Genomic DNA, 24,320 nt, shown 5'->3' with positions numbered 1-24,320 from the left:
GTAAGCACGCGAGAATTTACTGGTTAGTTACGCGATATCAGGATGCAACTCGCTTCGTGGGTGTTACTCAATCAATTTTAGAATGCTGCTCAGAATGGGCGAAATCTCCAACAGCCACCAACGCACCCCCGCGCGACGTGCTCCGCGTTTGCTGCGTCGGTTGAGCGCTCAAATCGTCGTTTCGCACACATATACCTGTAATCCAGTTCGTAAATGCGCGTGTTGCAGAACTTATGTGACTTCTATGTGGATAGACGATAGATATAGGAATCGTCGGGATTCGAAAAGTCGGAAAAATTTCCCGCAATTGACCACTTTGCAACAAATCGGCCACAATGTAGCGCGACGGTTGAATGATGCCAAGCCCACGCACCGCTGCGTTTACGTACGCGATTCCTTCGTCTACTGCGACTCTTCCTCTTAGCTCAACCTTCGCAATCTCGCCGTCGCGCTCAAATTCGAAAGGGAACAGCTTGCCGCTTTTGGCAGAGATGTAATTTACAGCGACATGGCTCTCCAAGTCCTCGATAGATTCTGGGACTCCGTACTTCTCCAAATAGGTCGGCGACGCGCAAGTTACAAGCCTCGCGTTCCCCACACGTCTCGCGACGAGACTCGACTCTTCCAATGCACCCGCTCGGATCACACAGTCGAGTCCTTCCTGCACTAGGCAGATATTGCGGTCGGCGATCCCGACTCTCACGTCGATGTCCGGAAACTCGCGGAGGAACTCGTCAAGATTCGGCATGACCAACGCCTCGGCAATCGTTCCCGTCGTGCCGACCCGAATTGTTCCGCTGGGAACAGATTTGATGTTCGAGAGTTCCGACTCGACCATCGACAGTTCTTCTAGGATCTTTTTGCATCGCTCGTAGTACATCTTCCCCGCATCCGTCAGGTTCACCTGACGGGTGCTTCGAGTTAGCAAGCGAACGCCGACCTGTCCCTCTAGTGTCTGAATGATCCGACTAACTGTGCCACGCGGCATGTCCATAACTTCCGCAGTCTTCGAGAAGTTCCGGGTCTCTGCAACCCGCGTGAATATCCTGATCGCCTCAAGCCGGCCCATCTGGTGCCCCCCATCCCGTTCATCAATGCAGTACTAACTTACGTGCGCGATTTCAACCGATGGCCTGCACTCCGGATCAGAACATTGCGCGTTTGCATGTAACCGGTAAAGGGAGGAAAAGGTGCCAGACGATAGGCCTTCCCATGGTGCAGCGTGCTAGTCGAACTTCGCTTCCGGGTCATGATAGTACTACGATTGAGTAACTTGTCAAGTCTTCGATTAACGGTTACAGTCACGACAGTTTTTGGGGAGAGTCACATGGCGTCGTTGTTGCCGATGGTTCCGGTTCACGATTTGATAGTTGAATTCCTTAACACAGTGCTTTCTGAGGACGGCAGGCACGAGGATCTTCTCGAATCAGACGAGGGGGTAATGCTTTGGTTCGAAAAGCAAGGCCTGACTGGTATCGGCGTCGTGGACTGTACAAGAGTCAGGGGACTCGCGTACGAAGCGAAGGCACTGCGAGAGGTTGTTAGGCATCTGTTGAATCAGCGTAAGAGTGGAGAGGCGGTTGACGTCAACAGACTGAACCGATTCCTACACGCCGCCAGTTATTCGGTGGAGTTGATGGATAGCGGAGAAGGCGCGTTGAAGTCCGTCCGAAGGTACGCGTGTACCAGTACGACGCAGGCTGTGGCACCTATCGCTTTGGCGGCGGCGGACCTATTGGCAAACGGGGATTTTCGGTTATTGGGGAAATGTGAAGGGGACCATTGCGCTATGTGGTTTTATGACAGGACGCGGGCCCACCGACGTCGCTGGTGCAACATGGCGATTTGCGGCAACCGGCAGAAGATCGCTCGCTTTAGATCGAAGCTGAAGGGATAGGGAGGGAAGCGCCGCGCTTATTCAGAGGCAGCGCGAACAAGGGTGATTGGTTGCACAATCCGGCGGGCGCCGCGAGATACAGACTCGTTGCAATGAGCCGGGCTGAACCTGGGTGCTGCGAATTTTTGATCGGGCAGAAACAGGAAAATTGTGGGTTTGATGTGGAGCATATGATGGCAAGTGAGGTGAGCGTTGGAGCTAACCGGCACGAATGGATTTCGATTGGCGCAATTGTTCTCGTGGCAATAAACCTGCGTCCAGGAATCGTATCGATTGGGCCAATTCTTCCAGCCATTCAGGCGGAATTCGGCATGTCGCACGCGACAGCATCGCTCTTGACGGCGATACCTGATTTGCTGATGGGCTTGCTCGCGCTTCCCACTCCGTGGCTAGCTCGAAGATTCGGCAGAAACAGGGTTCTGACAGGCGCACTCGTCGGGCTGTTTATCTCGACTGTTGCGCGCGGACTGGTGCCGGGTATAGGAACGTTGTTGGTTGCGACTGCGGGAGTGGGTGCTGGTATTGCTATTTCAGGGGCGTTATTCGCTGGGTTGATCAAGGAGAGGTTCCCCACAAAGGCCGCATTGCTGATGGGAATTTACGCTACATCACTGTCGTTTGGCGGAGCGATTTCTGCTGCGACGACTGGCGTGATAGCTAGTGTGTCACCGTGGGGTTGGCGTGCGGGCGCCGGAATCTGGGGAATATTGACGCTCGTGGGTATCTACGGATGTCGCGTAGTTGAGCGCTCGGACTTAAGTACAAGCGCTCGCTTTGTACCGGGCGCAGGAGAGACGCGTTTGCCTTTCGGTAACCTGAAGGCCTGGGCTATCGCGCTGTTTTTGGCGTGTGTGAACTTTCTGTTTTATGCGTTTGTGTCTTGGATCGCGCCGATGGACCACGAGCTTGGATTCTCCACGAGTAAGGCGGGATTCGTGCTTGCCAGTTTTATGATTGCCTTTACGTGCGCGAACCCTGTGGTTGGCTGGCTCAGCAAAGGGCACGATCGGCGCCGTTGGCTTCTGATTTGTTCGGCGCTGGTTGTTGGTGGAAGTGCTGGTATTCGGTTTGCACCAAACAGCGCACCGGTGCTGTGGGTGGCGCTCGCGGCGATGGGGCTCGGCGGATCCTTTACGTTGGGTATGACTCTGCCTCTTGATAACACCGACAGTCCGGAAGAGGCGAATGCGTGGAACGCATTCGCTATTCTGATCGCATACCTGATTGCGGCCGCAGGGCCAATCAGCGTGGGAATCATGCGGGATCTGACTGGCGGTTTTGGATTGTCGATGGCGTGCCTGCTTGTGATTGCTGTTGCGATGATGGGTCTCTCGCCGTTCCTCGCGCCGCGACCGAAAAGTTGATGTTGCACGGAAAAGAAGCGTTCGGAATCAGTGGTTCGTGGTGAGATGAAAGGAGGTCATGACGAGATTGCTTGTCGACTTCAGACTTAGTGACCTTCCCGATGTCCATAGTTGCTCATCGCGCCCGTCGGAATGTCTGCCCGCAATGGATAGCCCAATCGCAGGAGGTAAAAGCTTCAGTCGAATGTGTCGCTGTCTCAATGTTGATCTGTATGGATCACAGCAATTCACGCGAGGCAATTTCTCGAACGTGCCGAGGGTACTACGATCACACCCTCAAGGCGTGTCAGCAAACAGGAACTGGCGCAACGGCGCAAGCTGAACTTGATACCTGTTGAGAGAATTGGTTGCAGATTAAGGGACCTACCAATGAGCCGAAGTCGATGAGTGGTATTAGGTCGATGTGGGGCTGTTATGGCTGGAGCCACGTTTGGCGAAGCGTCGATTCCAGGACGGCACGAAGGAGAGCAGTTTATGAGCAACATGGATGAGTCAGACGGCCGCGAGTGGCATGCTGGCGAGTTGGCGATGCAAAAATACGCGGGAGTCGAAGACGTAATGGCTGGCGTCGCGAGGCAGGTGGTGCGGAACTACATGCTCGATCAACATCGCGAATTTTTTGGACAATTGCCATTTCTTTTGGCCGGCTCAGTCAGCGACGAAGGCGGCGTGTGGGCGACTATGATCGCAGGGGAGCGTGGGTTCATTGAGACGCCAGACGCAGTTTCGATGGTGGTGGAATGTAAGCTGAATCCGAGCGATCCAGCTGCAGTGGGCATTCGCGAGGGGCAATCGATTGGATTTTTAGGGATTGACTTGCTGACTCGTCGGCGAAACAGGATGAATGGAGTTGTACGGTCTAGTGAGAACGGGAGGTTGATAGTCTCGGTTGTACAGAGTTTTGGTAACTGCCCGGCGTACATACAGCGACGAGCGGTTTTGCGCGTCCACGAGTCGGCGGCCGCGAACGAGCGGGTGGTTTTCACCGCCCACGAACTCGACGGCAGTATGCGCGAGATGGTTACAACCGCAGACACGTTCTTTGTTGCATCGTACGCTGACGTGAACGGAGCGCGCTTCGTCGACGTATCCCACCGAGGCGGAAGGCGTGGATTTGTAAAGGTTGAAGGCAGTGATCAGCTGATCATTCCGGACTTTGCGGGCAATGCGTTCTTCAATACCATGGGAAACATCCTGCTTACCCGCAAGGCTGGATTGCTGTTTGTCAACTTTTCTAACGGAGACATCCTGCAGCTGTCTGGGGACGCAGAGGTCTTGCTGAATGAGTCCGGTGTCGAAGAATTTGCGGGCGCCGAGCTCTTCTGGAGATTTAAGGTGCGAGAGGGGGTCCGTCGAGAAGGCGCTTTGCCGCTCCGCTGGATAGACACGTCAGATGGTGTATCGCCAAGCACCGAAATGACAGGCGCGTGGAAAGAGAGCAGAGCTCGAGACTAAGGTATTGGATACGCCGTCGCCAGTTGCTAGGTCGAACGTGAGGATCGTCAATAGGAGTAGGTGTTGGAAACGAAGAAGATCATTGGACGTGTCGGTGTTCGTCAGGCCACGAAATTCACGCTGGCTTTATGGCTCGCGGCTTGCTGTTCATCTGGGTTTGCGGCGCAGGCAGATGCGTTCGTGCCGCTTGTGCGTAGCATGGCAGATCGCCTCAACACCGCTGACCAAGTCGCGCTGAGTAAGTGGGATACCGGTGAGCCCGTCTACGCCCCTCAGCGCGAGGCACAAGTTATTTCAAATGCTGCGGCGGTGGCTTCTGATTACGGCATAGCCGCTCAGGACGCGACAAACATTTTCACCGATCAGATCGAAGCCAACAAAGTGGTTCAGTATTCGTTACTGAACAATTGGAGACGTCAAGGTCGTGCTCCAGCGACGCCGCGCCAGAGCTTGTCCGATGTTCGCCCAGCTCTTGATAAGCTCCAGCTCTCTATCGTTCAGAATCTGCAGGGCGTGGCCGCTTTACGCGGCAATGCAGAATGTCAGACACTGGTTGCACTAGCGACGAAGCAAGTTGCCCAAGAAACGTCGCTTGATGCTCTTCATCTCGTGGCGCTCGACCGTGCGGTCGCACGAGTTTGTGTGAGATCTTGATTTTGCTGCGGTACGCAGAGAGGTCGTGAAGCAACCTTTTCACAGATGAGGGTTCGTGGCTACGTGGGCAGCTCGTAAGCTGCCCGGATCAGGTATTGGACGGACGAAACGGCGGGCTGCCAGCTTTGAAGGCTGCGCAAGACTGGCATGCGTGCTTGCACGTTGAAAAGGCGTATGCCAGACCGGCTACTTTCGGCAAGCAGAGAAAACTGCTTCGTGGTCGACGACGTCGCGTCGAGTCGAGACTGTGGGTCGTTGGGTGTCGCCCTGAAGACCCGGGTGTTTCAAAGCCTGCGTCCACAGAGGGAAGAGCGCAGTTGGCGCACCTTCATGTCGTTTAGCCACTAGCACGAAGGAAGCCACGACGCGCGTGGACAGTACGGCGTCCATCTGGATGCTCCTACGGCTGCTGCTGAAAGACCAACGGATTTCGCTGCGTACGGCCCGTTTTGATGGCCGACCTGAAAGCCGAAGTGGAAAGGCTCAGCAGCAAAAAGCTGAAAATTACGCTTCGATATGCTTTTGCCGTGCTCGGAAATTAGCAACTTTATGCCTATTGCCACATAAAGCCATGCTGCACCAACGCCGGCGATGAGCCTTGGTTTTATCGTAAAACCATAATACGCAATCGGGATCTTCGCATTTTCGGACCAAATCGAAGTTGCCCTCAGCCAGCAACTCCGCCGCCGCGTGCGCAACCCCCGTCAGCAATTGCTCTGGAGTGGACTTATCATATTCTTGCACAACCTCTAGACTACCTTCGCTTGCGCGCACCAAGGTAACCTTGTATCGGCCATGTACAAGGAACGAATTAAGAGCCCCAATATCGACGCGCTTGCCATTCTTTTTCTGGATAACCAGCTTTCTGATTACATCTCTCAAACTACGGGCGGCTCGAACTAGCGCCTCGAGCTCAAAATCAGGGTGCTCACTTTTATCGAGAAAACCCATCATCTGCAACCAAACCAGCACATCGTCGTCGGTTCCCAGTTGATCAATCAACCCGCTTTCGCCCATTACTACGGTATTCATAAAATCCAGCGCAGGATCATCGGCGAGGGTAAGAAACTCAGGTTCGATCATCAAAATCGATTCTCCAATATTCGGAGCAATTGTAACATTACGAAAGCATTACGTGTCGCGGGCGCGGCATCCGCGACCGGCAACATGTAACCGGTATTCGTAATATACAGCAGTCAACGCTCTAGCGTGCAGAACAGGGCGAGTCCGACGGCGACGACATATGCCGCGTCACGCAGCGGTTGGGTGTCAATGTGCGCTGCACTGGCACTGGCACTGGCACTGGCACTGGCACTGGCACTGGCACTGGCACTGGCACTGGCACTGGCACTGGCACCGGCACCGGCACCGGCACCGGCACCGGCAGTGCTTCGGCACGTATTAGCGTGTGGCACAAGGCGCAGCTTCACTCGCACCGTCGGTCGAATGCGACGTACAGGCGCGGGTCCTTTTGATTGGGCGGTCTCCCGCGTGCAGTGCCTACATTGCGGACAGTATGGGCGCTGCCCGTCTGTCAGGGACTCTGATGTCGAAAGTCGTGGATGTGCCACAAAGGGGCCCTTGAGCCACCTGACTTTTGGGGCGTCTCGCCGCTACGTTCAAAATGTCCAGCGGCGATCTCGCATTGCCCGCCTGGTTCGCCGCCGCACGGCACGGACGGCGGCGACGTGGCTATCGATTGCTGGTAGTTGAGGGCATGGAATTGACCCGGCTAACCGCTGTCAGTTTCCACCGTCTCACGAAACACTGGAGCGTTGCAATGTCTGGGCACTTGCTGGCGACGGCACTTCCGCTTATTGGGAACGCTAGCCGTGCCGCATCTCGCACTCAAATTGGAGGTCGCTAACGAGACATCCGGACCGTTGCCGCCGTGGGTTGCAGGTAAGCGGCCACCCGTGTCGAGGTCGGACGCTTACGCTTGCAGCGATCATGGCCGTCTTGGCGACCGGATCGAGAGAAAGTGATACAACGATCGTGTTATTTTTTTCCCATTACATGAAGCTCGAGAATCTCAGCAATCGTCTTGTTCCTTGGCGTGGCGATTTTCAGTTGCGCACCAAACTCAGCAACTCCCCCGCTGAGCCATGGCAGTTCGAGGCGATTCCCGTTTTCGAGGTCGTGATGCATTGAAGAAGTCATCCCTGCCGGAATGCTGTCGCAGAACGCCAAACGGTCGTCCGAGAAACTCTCGGACATCTCCACGCCTTTCGCCCGCGCAATCACGACGACTTCTGCCATCACTTCTCGCAAAAATTCGCGAGTAACCGGGTTTTCGCGAATCGGGCCAATGGGCTTTCGGATTGAAGCGGTTGTGCCGGAAAGGCCGACGAGAAAAACAAATTTCTCCCAGATTACACGCTTAATATTGTCGCTAATCTCTGCCGTAATCGATGCTCTTTTGCAGGCTTCGTAGAACAGGCTCACGCGCTCTGACTTGCTTCCGTCATACTCGCCGAACGTCAACTTTTGCATGGTGCCACTATGCGTGATATGACCTGGCGCGGATATGACAGCGGCGATGTAACAGACGCCACCGATAATAGACTCAGCCGGAATGTGCCGAGCGAGGATCTCATCTTTATGTACGCCGTTTTGGAAAGAAATAACGGACGCACCTCGGTCCACCAGAGGGCGTAGCGATGCGGCTACGGATTCAGTGTCCCAAAGTTTCACTGAAACAAGTACCAAATCGACTTTTCCTACAGAATTGACGTCTTCTGTAACCTGTGGCCTCTCGACTAAAATGTCTCCCAGTGGACTGGTGACTTTCAATCCAGATTCCCTCATCGCCTCCAAATGCTTCCCTCTGGCTACGAACGTGACATCGTAGCCCGCTGCCGCAAGTCGTGCGCCAAAGTATCCGCCAACACCGCCAGATCCCAAAACAACGATCTTCATTTTGCATTCCTACATAAGTACGTGAAAAAAACGTCAAAGGATCACGCAAGTGACCAGTAAAACGTAGCTCCGACTGTGCCGTCTCGTCGAGGCGTCTTGAGCACGCTCGGCGAGGACGGACTAACTGTGGTCTATCGGTTAACTTTGGAGTTCCATCTGGCAGTGCAATATCTCTACCGCTTTCAATGTTCCACTCGAACGATTGAGGTTGAGAATGTCACTAATGCATGCAACAAAAAAAGCACTATTCCACAATAGCTATATCTAAGAAGGTCGAAAGCGCGTGGCGGGCTTCTTCCGCACGAGACCGATTCGCAGCACGACTCAAAGTGTAACTCCCTTGGACCACCATTAGAATCATAAGCGCAATCTCAGAAGCAGGTACGATGAGCCTACTTCGCCCATTTTCCACTTCCGCTTCCAGTACTTCTATCAACCGTCGCTCAAGGTACTGAAAGTACATTTCCAGAGGCTGCCGCAACTCATCTTCTTGGATTGCGGCGTCCCAAACCAGCCTCCCGACGCGGCATCCACGCAACGGTTCCACGTTGTGAGATATGAACACAGACAATCGCACCTTGAACGGACCGGACGACTTCATCGCTTCTTCGAAATCGGCGATACGCTCATCCACGACTTCCTGAATTGCGACTGCGGCTAACGCAAGCTTGCTCGGGAAGTGATGGTAAAAGCTGCCTTGGCCGGCATTGCTCTTCACTTGGATGTCGCGAGGACTGGTTGCCTCATAGCCCTTTTCCCATAGCAGTGCCTTTGTCGCCGCTACGATTTCTTCCCTCTTACTCATGTGAGCAGTCCTGGAAACTCAGTTTAAGTACATACTAGTAGGTACAGTTTCGACTGTCAACAACTACACTCTGTGCTGAAATTCATGTAGCACATGCTTCATTGACTCAGCAAGCGGTTGTCTCAACGCCTAACATCACCTCCGTTGCCTCACGGACAAATCGGAGGCTGATGTCACGTTGGACGAAAGCTAGGACGGCACGGTGCTCTAACTCCATTCGACCACGCGAGTTCTCGTGGGCTGATTGTTGCAGTCGACCAACATAGACGTGTTGGCGCGACGAATAGATTCCCGTATTGTATTAGTATACCGGTTACTAAAGCAATCAAGGGTTACGGTGAGGCGCGAGGAGGCACGTTCTTGACACTTGAAATCGAGCTGCCTAACCTAGCAACAGCATGCGGAAGCGGCAGCAGCCAATCTTCAGACTGATCGCCACAATTGCCGAGTGAGTCTCGGGCAGAAGAGCCCCAGCCGGAGGTTTCACGGTTGGGGCGTTTTTCTTCAAGACGCGCAATCAATACAGCTGCTCTCCGCTCAAACGAGAGCATAGGCTTAGCAAATAAGCATTTCGGATCTCTCCGTAACTTGGGCATCCGAGATGGCGGCATATCGACAGGTCGCGCCACATGCTAGTGCAATTAAGGGAGTTCCGATGAATATTTCGTCAAATGATGATCTCGCTAGTACCCAAGCATCTGGCGCTTTGAGCTCTGTCGCACGGACCAAACGTCCTGAGGAGGGGCTGTCACATATGAGCGAGCATGGCATCCCGAGAGGCGAGGGGCCGGTCTCGCCCGAAAGCTACGAAATCGAAGAGGCCGCTCAGCGCACGCAAGTCGAACTCCGTCGATATCAGATGTACCCAGTATTGAGCGCGACTCGCCTGAACAAAATCGCGCGGTTTGGTGAAAGGAGGAGCTGGCAAGCGGGTGAGACTATCTTCCGCACTGGCGAACCAAGTAAAGGAATGCACGTATTGGTTCGTGGGAGAGTGAGAATTGTGATGCGCGATGCGCTTGATCGCTCGCGCTCGTTCGACGAAATAGTTGAAGGGCAATTTTTGGGCGAAACTGCAACGCTCAGCGGAAAACCGTATTTGGTCGAGGCTCATGCTGTCACCGACGTGGAGATGATCCTCGTGTCTCCACCTCGACTGCGGTCCCTGATGATCGCTGAGGCGCAGCTCGGTTCCGAGCTGATGCGAGCGTTTATACTGCGACGGGTCGCATTCATTCAGGATGGAAGCGGTCCGATCTTGGTGGGAGCACCCTCCGAACCGAAATTTCTTGCATTGGCAGATCTACTGCGACGGGTTAATCATCCGCATCGAGTAATCGATCCTTCGGACGACCAAGGCGCCGAAGCGTTGCGCGGCAAACTTGAATACAAGGAAAATGATTTGCCAATAGCGATGCTCGTGGACGGCAGAGTATTGCGAAATGCGGACGCAACCGAACTGGCAAGCGCGTTGGGCATTCGAGGGAATTTTGACGAAAAGCGGACATACGATTTGGTCATCGTTGGCGCTGGACCAGCCGGTCTGGCGGCCGCTGTATATGCGGCTTCGGAGGGACTGGCCGTTTTGGTGCTCGACTCAAGAGGCTTCGGGGGACAAGCCGGCGCAAGTTCGCGGATTGAAAACTACATGGGTTTCCCGACTGGAATTTCTGGGCACGTTTTGGTAAGCCGGGCATTCGAGCAGGCGGTAAAGTTCGGGGCGGATATCGTTATTCAATCAGAAGTGGTAAAGCTTGATTGTGCCTCTATACCCTTTCGAATTCATTTGAGCGACGATCGTGTTTGCCAAGCAAAAACGGTGATCATTGCCACGGGCGCATCATACTCACGACCCGATATACGAGGATTGAATTCTGTTTGTGATCTTGGCGTGTACTACTGGGCTTCGTCGATCGAGGGGCGTCTTTGTCGCGGCGAGGAAATCGTGCTGGTTGGAGGCGGAAATTCTGCTGGTCAGGCTATTGTTTTCCTTGCCAGCTACGCGTCGCGCATCCACGTCGTGATTCGTAGAGATGGCCTGCAGCAAACCATGTCACACTACTTGATGCAACGCGTCTCGAAGCTTTCAAATGTCACGATCCACATTCGGTCCACCGTGGAAGACGTGGAAGATGTTGAGGGAGAGACTCCAAAGGTGACCCTGAATAAGGACGGCGGACGGCTGATTATCCGTTCGCAACATCTTTTCTTGTTTACCGGCGCGAAGCCCAGCACTCGTTGGTTGTCAGGTTGTGGAGTAAAACTCGACGAGAAGGACTTCATTATGACGGGCCCTCTTCTGCATCACAGTGGAGAAGAGCACCATTTCGCTTATGAGACGAGCGTCCCAGGGATATTCGCAGTTGGTGACGTCCGGTCTTGTTCTACGAAGCGCGTAGCTTCCGCAGTTGGAGAGGGGGCTGCCGTGGTCGCGGAAGTCCATAGTCTCCTCGCGAGTGAATCCTAGCGGAGGTGCGCCCCGAGAGGGCATCAATCGGGTATGTTCAAACTAAATGATAACGAGCAAACCACCGCCCGTTGCGCGCGTTCCACGTCTTGTCCGCTTTGATTCCTACAATAATTGGGAATATTAAGTATCAAAGACATCAATCGGTACGCCAGAACGGTCTTGCTTGTTTGCTTACAGATGGGCACAGAGGCCGGATCACCGGCCATGCGGAAAAACGGCAAGACGGAACAACCGGACGGGGGGCGTCCCCCCCCAAGATGAAGCTGCCGCTCAAAACGTAATCGAAATTCGGATGTGGGATTCGGCGGACCAGGGTGTTGCGTAGATTACCTTGCCGACAACGTGCTCAACTCGCAATGCGAGGCGAACTGGTCGTCCCGGTATCCGCTTGCGCCGATGTTTCGACTTGTACAAACGCGGCTTCGAAGTCGGTGAGTTCCAAGTTGTCGACGATCCCGTTGTGATCACCGTGCTTATCAACTAACTCGCCGAAGGTCTGGGCGAATGTAGTATCGCCGCCGTTATCATTCAATTGTGCCAGCCCTGCCAGGAGTTCAGCGTTGGAGATTGAGTTGTCTCCGTTGGCATCGAAGGTCGAGAATAGCTGGTCTGCCTCGCCAACGCTTCCACCATACTGCGCCACGATCCTTTCAAAGTCTGCTTTCGATACGCTACCATCAACTGGAATGAGCTCTGCAGCGGCAGTTGGTAACGGTGATCCGCTGATTTGTGCGGCCAGCGGATTCGCGTAGATTGTGATGTCCATGACGCCCACACTCGCGAGGTGTATGACTCCCTCGGCGCTTTCGTCGAATTTGATATGTTGAGCTGGTGGCGTCTCTTGGACCGATGAATTTCCCACTAGACTAAAAACGGGATCGGCGTGAGCGCTAGAAGATTGCTTGCTATTCACTTTGGCAAATTCAGTTGCTAAAAGCCGGCTGATTGGAGCTAAGGTCATGGCGAGTTTTCCAGTATTGACAGAGATTTGACATCCTTCAAGTTGCTAGCCAACGATACGCACTGTTCATCGCTTGTTCATTGCGCACTCGATGGTAGCGCCGTCTTCGGATTCAGAAGCGCCGAGAAGCGAGGGAAAATGGGTTCATATCATCTGACGCTTGACTCACTTACGCCAAGATTGCGGCACTTGTATGGGGCGTTCTAGTCGATTGATGTTTCAAATGGAACAGCGATGTACGTACTGCATACTAAGCGACGACTGTACGCATGAGTAAAATGCTTTGCGCGATCTTATGATCCGACGAGGACAGGCGATCGTGATTCGCGGGCATCATCGGCGTTTTGGATGAAGACGGTGAATCTGGTTGTGAAGGCTGAATTAAAGGCGGTCGGTGATTTCGTAGACCGATTTGTCGGCGACCGGGATAGATCAGAAGAACCGAGGATCGATGTGTTTAGGCGATGTCGAAATACAATGCTCCGATGAACCGACTCAACGTATGGTAATAGATCGTGACTGGGATGCGTGGGAACAAATCATTCAAGGACTTTCGAACGGTCAAGCGCGGGAGACTGTCAGCGGAGATTTGTCTGTACGTCAGAATATAACGGCAGCGGAATGGTGTAGGGAGGAGAGTTTTTCTGGTTCGGCATACATTCATATTGTTGAATGGGTATCCGATGACGCAGTGATCATGCGCTGGCGTGATTCGAGGTCGGGAGTGTATGGTGAGCAGCGGTGGGTTTTGACTCTAGCCCGGAGATCGAAACGATGCGCGCTATCAGGTGCAACGATACGGCGAGGTGATTTGGTATTCCGGCCGGCAGCTCGGAGGCGGTTTGTAGCATCAAATTCGCAAGTGGAGATTCTTCCGGAACCATTGCGCCAACTAGCGACTGAGGCCGTAGTAAGGGTGTAAATTTCCCGGATCCGACTTGTGAAGACGAAGTGGGCGCCTCGGTACCTGCAGCGTTTTTTTAAGACGCCAGAATACGCTACGCAGACTCTGCAGCAGGTGTCACTCGCCGAGAGTGAAGTTGCCCGTGCGAGCCTGCGGTCACGTGGTCTATTTCAGATGTCTTCCGTGGGCTGGCTGGCCACCGTGTCACTCAGCTCTTTGAAACAGAGCTAGGCAGCAGGGCAGGGAGTTCGGATAGCGCTTTAACTTGATGCTTGAGCGGTGAGAAATCGTACTCCAAAGGCGCTGATTGACGATTAATCCTCACGGTGTTGAACCCGAACGCACCAGCTCCCGCCAAATCCCACGCGTTCGACGAGACAAAACAGACCTCGCCAGGTGTAACTGACAGTCGATCGCAGGCGAATTGATATACGCGAGGATCCGGTTTATATATCTTCAACTCGTCAACCGAAAGACAAGCGTCAAGGCAGTCGGTGAGATTCCCAGCCTTCAATGCGCCCTGAAGCATTGCATCATTTCCGTTTGATAGAATCGCCGTAACATATCCCCGATCTCTCAGAGATTTGAGTGTTTCGGCCGCGTCATGATACGCGCCCAACTCTAGATAGGCGTCCAAGAGTCGCTCTTTCAACCCTCCCTGCGTCTCGAGTTGGTATGTCTTCAACGCGAAGTCTAATGCGTCGACGGTAATTTGCCAAAAGTCGACGTATTTGCCCATCAATGTTCGCGTCCACGAATACTCCAGTTGACGTAATCGCCATAGTGTCGAGAGCGCTTCAGCGTGTTCACCTGTCGCTTCTGCGTTTCGCATGACGGCAGAATGAACGTCGAGAAGCGTTCCATATGCATCAAATATGCACGCTCGAATTGAGTCCACTTCGGTCTCCTCTGGCTCATACAGGATATAGATACGCGTTTTCGTGCGATGCACAATCGCCACCGATTGCATCGAAGTCGATTCTGCGTGGACGGGTAAAAGTGTGATTACAGGTTACGCGCCTTCGACGTTCTCTCGACCGTACGAGTTTGCACCATTTCAGCGAGACGTGCTTCGACCGCTTGTTCAAACTCGCGCGCTCGCGTCCCCGTCCTAAACGGTATCAACCTGACGGCGCCCTGAAACATCTGATTATTCACATCGTGGCGAAAATTAGGCATGAGGTACGTATTGCCAAATTCTCGCGTGGCCATCACTGTTCATATAGTCAAGCTCTGTAGGGATGCTCTCTGATGTTCCTCTTGCGAGTTCGTCGAATACTCGTCTTCGAATACCTTGCAGTGTATTCGGCGGTTTGGTCGCAAGCATCGACGCATAGTCACTCGCAATGGCTAGCGCGGAGGTTTGATGTGTAACCCTTGAAACTAAGCCAGACTCGTATGCTTCCTCGACAGACACTACGCGGCCACTCATCAGCCAGTCACGGGCGCGCAACTCTCCGACCCTTCTTACCAACAGCGCAGTCGCCCCCGCTTCTGGAATGATCCCCAGGTCCACGAACGGGAGCTGGAAAGTGGCGCGCTGCCCGGCGACGACATGGTCTGCGTACAACAGCACTAACGCGCCAAAGCCAGACGCGATGCCGTTTACTACTGCAACAAGTGGCTTCGGCTGAGTTGCTAAAGCGCGGACAGAACGCGCGATAGCAATTGAGCTTCGACTCGGACAGAACGCTTTAAATTCGGCGATGTTACGCCCGGCGCACAAGTAGTCGTTCGTTCCATGGATCAGAATGCATTTTACGCGCGTGTCGTTCCGCGCCAGTTGCAGAGAGTTTGCGAGCGCGCCAAAGAGCTCGGCGGTAAGGGCGGGCGTACGCATATCGACAACCCACACGTTGCCGACAAGTTCCGACGTGACGTCCGATTTCATATGACTAAAGTTCAGGTCCACGCACCAACCTCACGACTTTGCACTATCTCCCTGTCCTGGTGTGACGCGAGGCCGCCACACCGCCCGATATCACGCAATCTGTGCTTCGGCCCGACGTCCAACGGATTCCATGCGTCGTCTGAGCTTGCATCTGTAGTGCACGTTGGTGTTGGTCGCCCAACGACGACGGTTCTACCCGGAACAGGCTCCAATATATTTGGCGATCTCGTGGCTCGATAGGAAGCTACATCGCGCAATCTGGTGCGAATACAAAATGGGAGATTTAACGATCTGCAAACCATATCTGTCACCGGGAAGGCCAACTCGCCGGTACGCTCCCGGTAGCCGGATACTGCGGCAAGAATGTTTAGGGTCGCATCTTCTAGTTTGGCAATCTAGACATGTAAACGGATAACTGTGATTCGCTATAAACTGTTGCTCCTTCCAATGGCTCTGGGCCACGCATGAAAAGCAACCTCGATCATCAGTTGCGACTGTTTGTCGAAATCGCCAACTGCGGTTCGCTATCCGCCGCTGCCGATACGTTGTCCTTGACCCAATCAGGGTTGAGCCGTCAGCTCGCGAGCTTGGAAAGCGCTCTTGGCCAGGTACTGTTCTTCCGGACTGGACGCGGAGTCGTGCCGACCGAAGCGGGGCAGAAGTTGCTCGAGTCGGCACGCTCAGCATATCAACTGATCGATAACACCCTCACGGAACTACGCGATCAGCACGGAGTAACGGCAGGCACGCTCAACGTCGCAACGATTCACACCCTGACGTATTACTTTATGGCCGAAGTGGTCGCTAAGTTTATGGCGCAACGGCCCTCCGCCGGCGTCGTGCTTCTCGGGCGCAGTTCGCCAGGGGTTATCGAACTGGTCGAGGCGGGGCGCGCAGAAATTGGCTTCGTCTACGATTCGGCCGTTGCTAGTGACGAACTCACCATCACGCCGCTCTTTGAGGAGAGCATGTCCTTTGTCGTGCACGAGAGCTCGCGCTTCGCGAAGCTAGCGGCCATCTCGCTTGATGACCAAACGCCGCCGCTAGTAGTGTTTCCGACTAACTATGCGCTGCGCCGAATGTTGCACACCAGCAGCTTTAGCGCGACTGTCGCGGCAGAAGTCGAGACCGTCGACGCGATGCTCAAGCTGGTCTCCTTGACGAACGGGCAATGCATTCTGCCGAGCAGAATTCCAGAGAAGCTGTTGCGTGAATATCAGTTAACGCGCGTACCCATTGAGCACCCCCTGATGCGACGGCGCATCGTTGCGATTACACGTCGCGGCTGCCAGCTTTCGGCTATGACATCCCTCATGCTCGAAATCGCACGCGCGAGCGCATCGAAGGAGTAGCGCTTCGCGATTCGTTTATCCATGATTGTCAGATCGCCTTCCGCGTTCGCTTCTCGAGCACGCTAACATGATCGCAATGCAACTTAACTGGTTGCCTCGTCTTTGCGCATCAAGCCGGTGCTGACAAGCGCGATTAGTCCAAGAGCGACCAGATACCACGAAAGGTAGCCTGTCTGTCCACCGTCAAGTTTTACCAGCCACGTCGCGATGACCGGTGCGAGCCCGCCGCCAATCGCCCCCGACGTTTGCACCGCGAGAGAAATCCCGCTATAGCGCACCGACGCCGGAAACTGCGCGGAGAAGAGGTTCGCTTCCGGCCCATACAACAGCGCGTAGACAACGCCAAGTGCGCCCAGCATTGCCAGATAGACAGAGCCAACCCCCGATGCACCAAGCAGTTCAAAAAAGCCGAATGCAAACGCGCATATTGCGAGGCAACCAAGTCCGAATACCACTCGCGGCTGTAGACGGTCGGCGAGCCAGCCTGCTATTGGTATCGTCCCTAACGCAGCGGCTGCTCCCCAAACGACCGCGTTCAGGATCGTTCCGCTCGACAAATGCAGGTGTTGCGTGGCATACGACAGCGAAAAAGTTGCGGCTGTATAGAACCATGTCACCTCGGCCAGCCGGCCGCCGGCGACCGTCAGCAACGCGCGCTTATGCTTGCTCATGACCTCTACCACCGGCGCCTTCACTTGTGCGCCTTGCGCTTTGACGCGCTCGAAGTCTGGAGACTCGGCAACCCGCAGTCTGATGAACCAGCCGACCGACAGCAAGATTACACTCGCCCAGAACGGAATGCGCCAGCCGTACGACAGCATTGCGTCCTCTGGCAGTTTCGCGACGGCAGACATTGCCAGAGCCGACAATACCAAGCCGAACGCGACACCCGCCTGCGGCAGGCTACCAAAGAACCCGCGCTTTCCCTTCGGCGCGTGCTCAACCGCCATCAGAACGGCCCCGCCGTACTCACCGCCGATTGCGATGCCCTGAATCACACGCATCACGATAAGTATCACGGCCGCCCAGTAGCCAATCTTGTCATATGTGGGCACAACGCCAATTAGCACCGTCGGCATGCCCATCATGACTAGCGTGAGCAGCAGCATCGATTTTCGGCCGACCTTATCGCCGAAGTGACCGAACACCATCGCCCCGATCGGACGTGCGAAAAAGCCTGCCGCATACGTGCCGAATGCGGCAAGCGTACCTGTGATCGGATCGAAAGCCGGAAAGAAAATGCGGTTGAACACCAGCGCTGCAGCGGTGCCATAGACAAAAAAGTCGTACCACTCGATCGTGGTACCAATCAGACTCGCGATGCCCACTATTGCGTATTGGCGCGGCGAACGGGCGTGTGCTGAACGCGATACGCTCGCGCCACCGCTGGTCGAAAACGACATAACTCTCCTCCAAGTATTAGGGCTCGTCGCTTTCGTTCACTGGTATGCGAGAGAAAACGGAATGTGGCTCCGTGTGGCGAATATTGACGAGTCTCCACAGTATTAGTCCGGCAATTTCTGCGAGCTATGGAGCAATCCTCATAGCAGCTATGAATTACACAATTCGGTGCATACCTTCCCCGAATCTAACGTCAAGGCCGTTGCTTGTCGGCGCGTGTCAGCGGCACGTTGCTGATACTGCTTCCCCGTGCGGAGAGCGTATGACTCTCAGTCGACACTGCGCTGTTGGCGCGTGGTTCGTAAGGAATACACCGCCCCCTGGGCGTGGCGGTACATTTCTCCGACAACCGATACAAAGGACCTCTTTGCAGAGGAGTCAATTGTCACAAGCGGTCTACCTGGCGACTCCAGTAATCAAATGTTCCCTTCACGATTGACGGCTTGAGCAGATAGTCGTGCGCCTCAGCAGCCAGATCGTCCGCCACCGGTATGATCGGCCCGAATGCGCGCGCCCTTACCTGCATGCGTGCGGCACGCTCCAGATAGACGGCAAGATACGTTGCTTCTTCCACATACGCGCCGGTCGTCAGTTGACCATGATGCGCAAGGAGAATGCATCGCTTGTCGCCTAGTGCCTGGGAGATGAGCACCCCTTCTTGATCGGCAATCGGAACACCCGGCCAGTGTGCGAGGAACGCGCAGTCGTTGTGCAACGGTGTCATGTCCATTTGCGCGATCACGAGCGGCTGACGTGCGGCCACCAAAGCTGATACGTACGGCGAATGCGTGTGAATGATCGAGTTCGTTTGCGGCCGCGCCTCATACACCCACAGGTGAAAGCGCGTTGCCGGGTTCGCCATGCCCTTACCCGTGATCGTATGCAAATCCGCATCGACTTCGATGAAGTCGTCCGGAGTCGCTTCATCGAAGCCGAGGCCGAAGCGCAGCGTCCAATAGCAACGCGGTTTGTCTGAACGTGCCGTAATCTGACCCGCCAGTCCGGCCTCCTGACCCGTCATCGCGAGAATCCTGCATGCGTAAGCCAGCTTCTCCTGAATTGTGCGCTCCTCCGCTTTCAGGTTTTTTGCCATCTCCTCGGTCGCCCGTTGATCGAAATACTCCTTTGCCCGCAGTTCCATGTCCAACTCCGTATTTGAAAGTCCGGCTCCGCTCTAGGGTGTTCCTGATGCCTCAATGACGTCGCCGATTTGACCCACGCCGCTTTGGCTAGTCCGCTGATAGGAGTATTAGGGATCTGCATACCAGAAGCCATGAAGGGCGAGGAATAGCAGCTATGCGGGAAATTCATCTGAAGCGCCGTTCGTCTGTTTGGCGGAGCTACGAGGTTGTGGCGACGTTGAATTCCACGGCCGGTGCTGGAAATGGCCGCGCTTGATGAACACGCGCGACAACAATCACGGACGGTCTTCGTGATGTCGGTGGATGATTGAGTACGCGTCTCAACAGCGTCATGAATATATTGGGCTGAAAAAAAGCGCACGACGCGAGTCGTGCGCTGCGACTTCTGAGGGGCAGGGATGGAGGGTTGCCCCCTTCAGCCAAAAACTACGCGGATTTTCTTGAAAGCTTGACACCGAATCTTCTGAAGGTCTTGAGAGTCTGCAAGGCGACGTGTTTGCGCCAATCGATGCGCAATCGTGAGCTCTTGCATGCAAGTAGTCTCGGCGCCGATAGTGCCAAGCGACTATCTAGTTGGCTTCACAATCTGAACGTACCGTCGTCCCTACTGCACTGATGAACACAATGAGGGCAGACAAGCACCGCGACCAGGCAGTGCAACAGTGTGCGCATTCCCGATGTTGCGCCGCAACGTACAGCATGCGTGGAGCACCTTCCTCTTTTTGACGGCAGTCCGCGACTGCCGATTCCGCTTCCCGTGAGGCCGGTCCGAGTCTACGGAAAGCCCCAGGCCGGCGTCGATGACGGGGGCGATTGCGGCTGCGGCCACGTGGTTATTGTGACTTCGATCGGCCGGCAACCCCTCTTCAACCGAACCCTCGACGGCCACGTTTATATGCCTGGAGACCACATATCGTAGTTGAGGATGTACGCGTTCCCTTCGCGCTGCACGGAACCAGTCGTCGGCAGATTGAAATGCATCCCGGTGATGGACAGCTTGTCGGTTGCCACTTGGTCAAGCAACTTCCCACGGGTGCGTGCGGCCTGCGTCGGGTCACTATCGAAAGCAATGGTGACTTCCGGTTGCGCCAACTGGATATGTGGGAAGTGAACAATATCTCCCCAAATCAGCAACGCCTCCGGTCCGTCGCCCAGCAGATAGCCGGTGTGCCCAGCCGTGTGACCAAACAACGGAACGGTCTGGATGCCAGGCAGAATCGACTCCTGCTTGAACGGAACCAACTTCTCGCGGTATGCGCTAAAGGCGTTCCTTGCCACATCGAAGAAGGGCCGGAAGCCGTCGGGAGCGCTCGAGTAAATGCTGTCGTCGTGCCAGAACTCGAGTTCCTTCTCGTGCACGAACAGTTGCTCCACGTTTCGGAACATCGGGGTTTGGAGTGGGCCTGCGAGGCCTCCAATGTGGTCTGGATGGGCGTGTGTGAGCAGAATGGTATCTATTTCAAGCGGGTCAATGCCCGCCGCCGCTAGCGCCACTTGAAGTCGACCGCCCCAACCGTTGATACCACCAGCTCCGCTGTCGATGAGGATGGTCCGGTCGGCGGTTTGAACGACATAAACATTGATGTTCATTCGAGGCAGCGGCGGCGCACCGCGCTTTTCGAGTAATGCTTCAGCGTTGGCGGCATCGATGCCGCTCAGCAACTCGAACGAAACGTCGAGATACCCGTCGCTCAACATGGTGACGGTCATGTCACCAATTTTCTTCCTGTTGATGGCAGGTGCTTGGAACGCAACTTGGGAACGCATGGTTACCTCGCGATTGTCATGGGGAAGGGGCATTCCACAGTTTGATGTGCCGTCTCGCTGTCCGTGAACCGCATCGTGTGGCGAGCCATCGCTGCCGCCCGACCGGACGGCCACCGGCAAAATTTCACTTTTCCTTGCAAGTAGCTTGCATCGAGTCACGAGCAACCGTGCCGTGGCGGTAGTAGTCGGGAGCCGAGCCATTGCTGCTCGTGCTTCTAAGCAGTGCCCGTACACTGGAACTTGCGAACTACACTGTACTTAACGCCACCGCATCAGTCGCTTGACCTCGCAAGTGAACTTCATCATTATATCGTACTAAACCTGTAAAAAGTAATTTCACAAGTTACCGTTTCGTCGGGTAGTGTTTGACATTCCTCCCTGATCGAATAGATGCTACCTCAACTCGAGTGGGTCGGGATTGGGCCATAGCCCAATCCAGGATTTCGATGCACCCTGGCTGATGTGAGTGAGAATGGTCTGATCGATTCGATACGAGATAGCTGCTGTACAACCCTTTTGTGGAGAAGAATCATGGGTCTGTCCTGGCAACAAGGTCCTCTCGCCCCCGGGGCAGTTGGACAATTCCTAGTGCCCGGAACATTGCACGAGAGGCTTTTGTATGCAGAACCGCTTCGCCGGCGTATGAGGGTCCGATTTGCGGGGGAGTGGATTGCAGACAGTGAAGACGTAATTCTTCTGTTTGAGCCAGGAAAGTACCCGGTCGCGTACTTTCGTGAGAGCGACATCGCGAGTCACGTGCTGAAGCGAAGCGAACACAAGACTCGTCATGGAGATCTTGGTCCGACTGAGTGGTTTTCAGTGCAGTCGTCTGAGACGGAGGTGGCGCGCGCCGCTTGGCGGCATGTCGAGTTGCCTTCGTACGCGGAAGTTCTGAAAGGGCGCGTCGCATTCGCGTGGCGAGCGATGGACGGGTTCTATGAGGAGGACGAACGCATTCTTGGACACGCGGCTGACCCATACCACCGGATTGATATTCGCGAAACTTCGCGAGAGATCGTCGTTCGATACGAGGGGGGCGTTATTGCGGAGAGCTCGCGGCCGCTTGTTTTGTATGAGTCTGGTTTTGCTCCGCGTTGGTACATAGCTCGGGCGGACGTGAACGAATCGGCAATCACTGCGGTTACGCATCAAACATTTTGTCCCTACAAGGGAATCTGTAGCTATTTCGACATTGGTGCGGCAAAACTTGCGGCTTGGTCGTATCCAGAGGCTTACTCGGAGGTTGCACGCATATCCGGTATGTTGTCGTTCGAGCCGGACCGTGTCGAGGTCATGTTAGATGGCAAGCGTCTTCACGCTGAACCAGGGCAAAACGTTGTCGCGCATGGGCCGGATCGAGGGCTTACGACCGATGAAGTCAAGCCAGTGCGTAAGTAGTCGCCACACGGATTTTGACGCTCCATGATAAAGGAAGAGTGATGGCTCGACTGGTGTCCGTGAATGTTGGTCTCCCTCGCAACGTTGAGTGGAAGGGCCGCACCGTTCACACCGGTATCTGGAAAACCCCTGTGAACGGACGGTGTTGGGTTGGTAGAACCAATCTCGCTGGCGATGGCCAGGGTGATCTTCAGGGGCACGGTGGGCCTAATCGCGCGATATTGGTTTACCAGACGGAGTCTTATCAGCATTGGCAGACGCAACTCGGCCGCGCGGACTTTACCTTCGGCCAATTCGGCGAGAACCTCACAGTCGACGGGCTTCCTGATTCGGAGGTTCGTATCGGCGACCGATATCAAATCGGGAGTGCATTGTTTGAGGTTACGCAACCCCGGGTTACTTGCTATCGCGTCGGCATACGCCTGAACGAGCCGAAGATGCCAGCGTTGCTGACTTCGTCTGGGCGCCCGGGCTTTTATTTTAGGGTACTGAGGGAGGGGGCAGTCGGCGCAGGTGACGATATTGTGAAGGTGGGAGAAGCGCAGGAGAGCATGACTGTTTTCGCGGTCAACAATCTGTTGTATTCGCCGTCACATCCTCGTGACCAACTTGAGCGCGCGCTCGAAATCGAAGCGCTTTCACCCGGTTGGAAGTGGTCGTTTGAAGAAATGCTCCGGGCTGAACGGAAGGATGTGGTGCACGCCAATGCTGGTTTAAGTCCGGCGGGATCTATGTATCCCGTAGCACCGGGATTTCAGCCGCTTACGGTTGTGAAGACGGAACGGGAGTGCGAAGACGTTGTCGCACTGACATTGGCAGATCCCCATGATCGACCGTTGGACGTTCCGAAGCCGGGGCAGTTCATAGTTCTACGCTTGCGACTGCCGTCGGGTGATCGTCCAGTTCTGCGTAGTTACTCGCTATGCGGTAATCCGTCGGTCTCGCAATATCGGATTGCAGTAAAAGTTAATCCGGGAAGTGTTGCAGGCGCCTACTTGCGGGATGGTTTGGGCGAAGGCGATGTACTCGAAGTTAGCGCTCCACGCGGAACCTTCACACTTCACACAGCAGGCCGCCCGCTAGTACTTTTGAGTGCTGGTATCGGTGTCACCCCAGTATTGGCAATGCTGCATACCTTGGCAAAGGAGCGCGTTGAGAACCCAGTCTTGTGGCTGCATTCGGCGCGCGATGGCCAACATCACCCTTTCGCAGACGAAGCCCAAGAATTGGTGAAGCTGCTGCCCCGTGGTCGAAGTTGCATTGTCTATAGCCGGCCACTACCGATTGATCGGATCGGCGTGGACTATGACATCGAAGGTCATTTTTCCCTAGATGTGTTCAAGAACATTGGTGTCGAGGCTGAGGCCGAGGTTTACATTTGTGGGCCTAATCGCTTCATGGATGAAATGGCGGCTGCCCTTAAGAAGCTGGGGATAGCGCACGATCGCATACGGACCGAGGCCTTTAAAGGGGGGGACTCGCTAAAGCCTGGGATTGTTGGTGATTCGAGCAGGAAGCCTCATACACCTGAGAAAGATAGCGATACAGGCCCGTTGGTGTACTTTTCGCGAAGCGCTGTTTCGGCACATTGGAATTCGTCCATCTTCAATAACCTTCTGGAATTGGCGGAGGCGTGTGATGTACCAGTTCGATGGTCATGTCGAAGTGGTGTGTGCCATAACTGTGAGACTGGATTGATTGAGGGGCAGGTCAGGTATGAGGTGGAACCAATCGAGTCTCCGCCACGAGGCAACGTACTTATCTGCTGTGCGGTCCCAAAAGGTGATGTAGTTATCGACGCTTAGTCTTGTTTTTGGTTTGTGCGTCTCTGGCGCGTGACAGATGGACCTCTACGGAAATATTAGAGCCGTCCAGCGCGGGACGTGCATGTTGAATGGGGCGAGGTGTGTTCGGCGCGAACTAAAAAATCGCTTTCTGTC

General features: G+C 54.8%; 19 protein-coding genes. 9 read left to right on the top strand and 10 right to left on the bottom strand.

Annotated elements, in window-relative coordinates; all coding sequences use genetic code 11:
* Positions 1-67 precede the first annotated feature (67 nt).
* Positions 68-1,069 carry a LysR family transcriptional regulator gene (locus tag L0U83_RS22870; protein ID WP_233886368.1) on the bottom strand — a complete coding sequence of 334 codons (1,002 nt, stop codon included), beginning with the start codon at positions 1,067-1,069 and terminating at the stop codon, positions 68-70.
* Between the two features lie 180 nt (positions 1,070-1,249).
* Between L0U83_RS22870 and L0U83_RS40875 the strand changes: the two genes are divergently transcribed.
* From L0U83_RS40875 to L0U83_RS22855, 4 genes are all read left to right on the top strand, one after another.
* On the top strand, positions 1,250-1,897 hold the full coding sequence (locus L0U83_RS40875) for a CGNR zinc finger domain-containing protein (protein WP_373321100.1): 648 nt from the start codon (positions 1,250-1,252) through the stop codon (positions 1,895-1,897).
* A gap of 92 nt (positions 1,898-1,989) precedes the next feature.
* On the top strand, positions 1,990-3,261 hold the full coding sequence (locus tag L0U83_RS22865; RefSeq protein ID WP_233886367.1) for an MFS transporter: 1,272 nt from the start codon (positions 1,990-1,992) through the stop codon (positions 3,259-3,261).
* Positions 3,262-3,735: 474 nt separating this feature from the next.
* The gene (locus L0U83_RS22860) at positions 3,736-4,716 is read left to right on the top strand and encodes a pyridoxamine 5'-phosphate oxidase family protein (RefSeq protein ID WP_233886366.1); all 981 of its coding nucleotides are present in this window, start codon (positions 3,736-3,738) and stop codon (positions 4,714-4,716) included.
* Positions 4,717-4,779: 63 nt separating this feature from the next.
* The gene (locus tag L0U83_RS22855) at positions 4,780-5,370 is read left to right on the top strand and encodes a chorismate mutase (RefSeq protein WP_233886365.1); all 591 of its coding nucleotides are present in this window, start codon (positions 4,780-4,782) and stop codon (positions 5,368-5,370) included.
* Between the two features lie 504 nt (positions 5,371-5,874).
* Here the strand turns inward: L0U83_RS22855 and L0U83_RS22850 are convergent.
* The 3 genes from L0U83_RS22850 to L0U83_RS22840 form a co-directional block, all read right to left on the bottom strand.
* On the bottom strand, positions 5,875-6,453 hold the full coding sequence (locus L0U83_RS22850; protein ID WP_233886364.1) for a CGNR zinc finger domain-containing protein: 579 nt from the start codon (positions 6,451-6,453) through the stop codon (positions 5,875-5,877).
* A gap of 915 nt (positions 6,454-7,368) precedes the next feature.
* Positions 7,369-8,289, bottom strand: a complete 921-nt coding sequence (locus tag L0U83_RS22845; protein ID WP_233886363.1) for a ketopantoate reductase family protein — start codon at positions 8,287-8,289, stop codon at positions 7,369-7,371.
* Between the two features lie 244 nt (positions 8,290-8,533).
* Complete coding sequence (locus L0U83_RS22840; RefSeq protein ID WP_233886362.1) at positions 8,534-9,094, bottom strand: TetR/AcrR family transcriptional regulator; 561 nt, start codon at positions 9,092-9,094, stop codon at positions 8,534-8,536.
* 655 nt (positions 9,095-9,749) lie between these two features.
* On the opposite strand from L0U83_RS22840, the gene L0U83_RS22835 reads away from it, so the two are divergent.
* Positions 9,750-11,561, top strand: a complete 1,812-nt coding sequence (locus L0U83_RS22835; protein WP_233886361.1) for an FAD-dependent oxidoreductase — start codon at positions 9,750-9,752, stop codon at positions 11,559-11,561.
* A gap of 349 nt (positions 11,562-11,910) precedes the next feature.
* Here L0U83_RS22835 and L0U83_RS22830 read toward each other — a convergent pair whose 3' ends face one another.
* A complete protein-coding gene (locus L0U83_RS22830; protein ID WP_233886360.1) occupies positions 11,911-12,525 on the bottom strand; it encodes an EF-hand domain-containing protein in 615 nt (204 codons plus the stop codon).
* A gap of 451 nt (positions 12,526-12,976) precedes the next feature.
* Here L0U83_RS22830 and L0U83_RS40870 point away from each other — a divergent pair, with 451 nt between their 5' ends.
* The gene (locus L0U83_RS40870) at positions 12,977-13,447 is read left to right on the top strand and encodes a DUF3331 domain-containing protein (protein ID WP_373321081.1); all 471 of its coding nucleotides are present in this window, start codon (positions 12,977-12,979) and stop codon (positions 13,445-13,447) included.
* Between the two features lie 190 nt (positions 13,448-13,637).
* On the opposite strand, the gene L0U83_RS22825 is transcribed toward L0U83_RS40870, so the two are convergent.
* Together L0U83_RS22825 and L0U83_RS22820 are read right to left on the bottom strand one after the other, a co-directional pair.
* Positions 13,638-14,327, bottom strand: coding sequence for a haloacid dehalogenase type II (locus L0U83_RS22825; RefSeq protein WP_233886359.1), 690 nt, complete (start codon positions 14,325-14,327; stop codon positions 13,638-13,640).
* A gap of 273 nt (positions 14,328-14,600) precedes the next feature.
* Positions 14,601-15,341, bottom strand: coding sequence for an enoyl-CoA hydratase/isomerase family protein (locus L0U83_RS22820; RefSeq protein WP_233886358.1), 741 nt, complete (start codon positions 15,339-15,341; stop codon positions 14,601-14,603).
* Between the two features lie 443 nt (positions 15,342-15,784).
* Between L0U83_RS22820 and L0U83_RS22815 the strand changes: the two genes are divergently transcribed.
* Positions 15,785-16,672: a LysR family transcriptional regulator gene (locus L0U83_RS22815; RefSeq protein WP_233886357.1), complete on the top strand. Its 888-nt coding sequence runs from the start codon at positions 15,785-15,787 to the stop codon at positions 16,670-16,672.
* Positions 16,673-16,755: 83 nt separating this feature from the next.
* Here the strand turns inward: L0U83_RS22815 and L0U83_RS22810 are convergent, their stop codons facing one another.
* The 3 genes from L0U83_RS22810 to L0U83_RS22800 form a co-directional block, all read right to left on the bottom strand.
* Positions 16,756-18,075, bottom strand: coding sequence for an MFS transporter (locus tag L0U83_RS22810; protein ID WP_233886356.1), 1,320 nt, complete (start codon positions 18,073-18,075; stop codon positions 16,756-16,758).
* Between the two features lie 383 nt (positions 18,076-18,458).
* The gene (locus L0U83_RS22805; RefSeq protein WP_373321099.1) at positions 18,459-19,214 is read right to left on the bottom strand and encodes an aldolase; all 756 of its coding nucleotides are present in this window, start codon (positions 19,212-19,214) and stop codon (positions 18,459-18,461) included.
* 892 nt (positions 19,215-20,106) lie between these two features.
* Positions 20,107-20,982 (bottom strand): MBL fold metallo-hydrolase, encoded by an 876-nt coding sequence (locus L0U83_RS22800; RefSeq protein ID WP_233886354.1) that lies wholly within the window; start codon positions 20,980-20,982, stop codon positions 20,107-20,109.
* Between the two features lie 531 nt (positions 20,983-21,513).
* On the opposite strand from L0U83_RS22800, the gene L0U83_RS22795 reads away from it, so the two are divergent.
* Positions 21,514-22,380: a DUF427 domain-containing protein gene (locus L0U83_RS22795; RefSeq protein WP_233886353.1), complete on the top strand. Its 867-nt coding sequence runs from the start codon at positions 21,514-21,516 to the stop codon at positions 22,378-22,380.
* Positions 22,381-22,421: 41 nt separating this feature from the next.
* Positions 22,422-24,185, top strand: coding sequence for an MOSC and FAD-binding oxidoreductase domain-containing protein (locus tag L0U83_RS22790; RefSeq protein ID WP_233886352.1), 1,764 nt, complete (start codon positions 22,422-22,424; stop codon positions 24,183-24,185).
* The last annotated feature ends 135 nt before the right edge of the window (positions 24,186-24,320 follow it).

Origin of the sequence: Paraburkholderia flagellata, assembly GCF_021390645.1 — a bacterium.
GTDB classification, from domain to species: Bacteria; Pseudomonadota; Gammaproteobacteria; order Burkholderiales; family Burkholderiaceae; genus Paraburkholderia; species Paraburkholderia flagellata.
The sequence above is the reverse complement of the archived record's forward strand: the minus strand, read 5'-3'. Positions and strand labels throughout refer to the sequence as shown.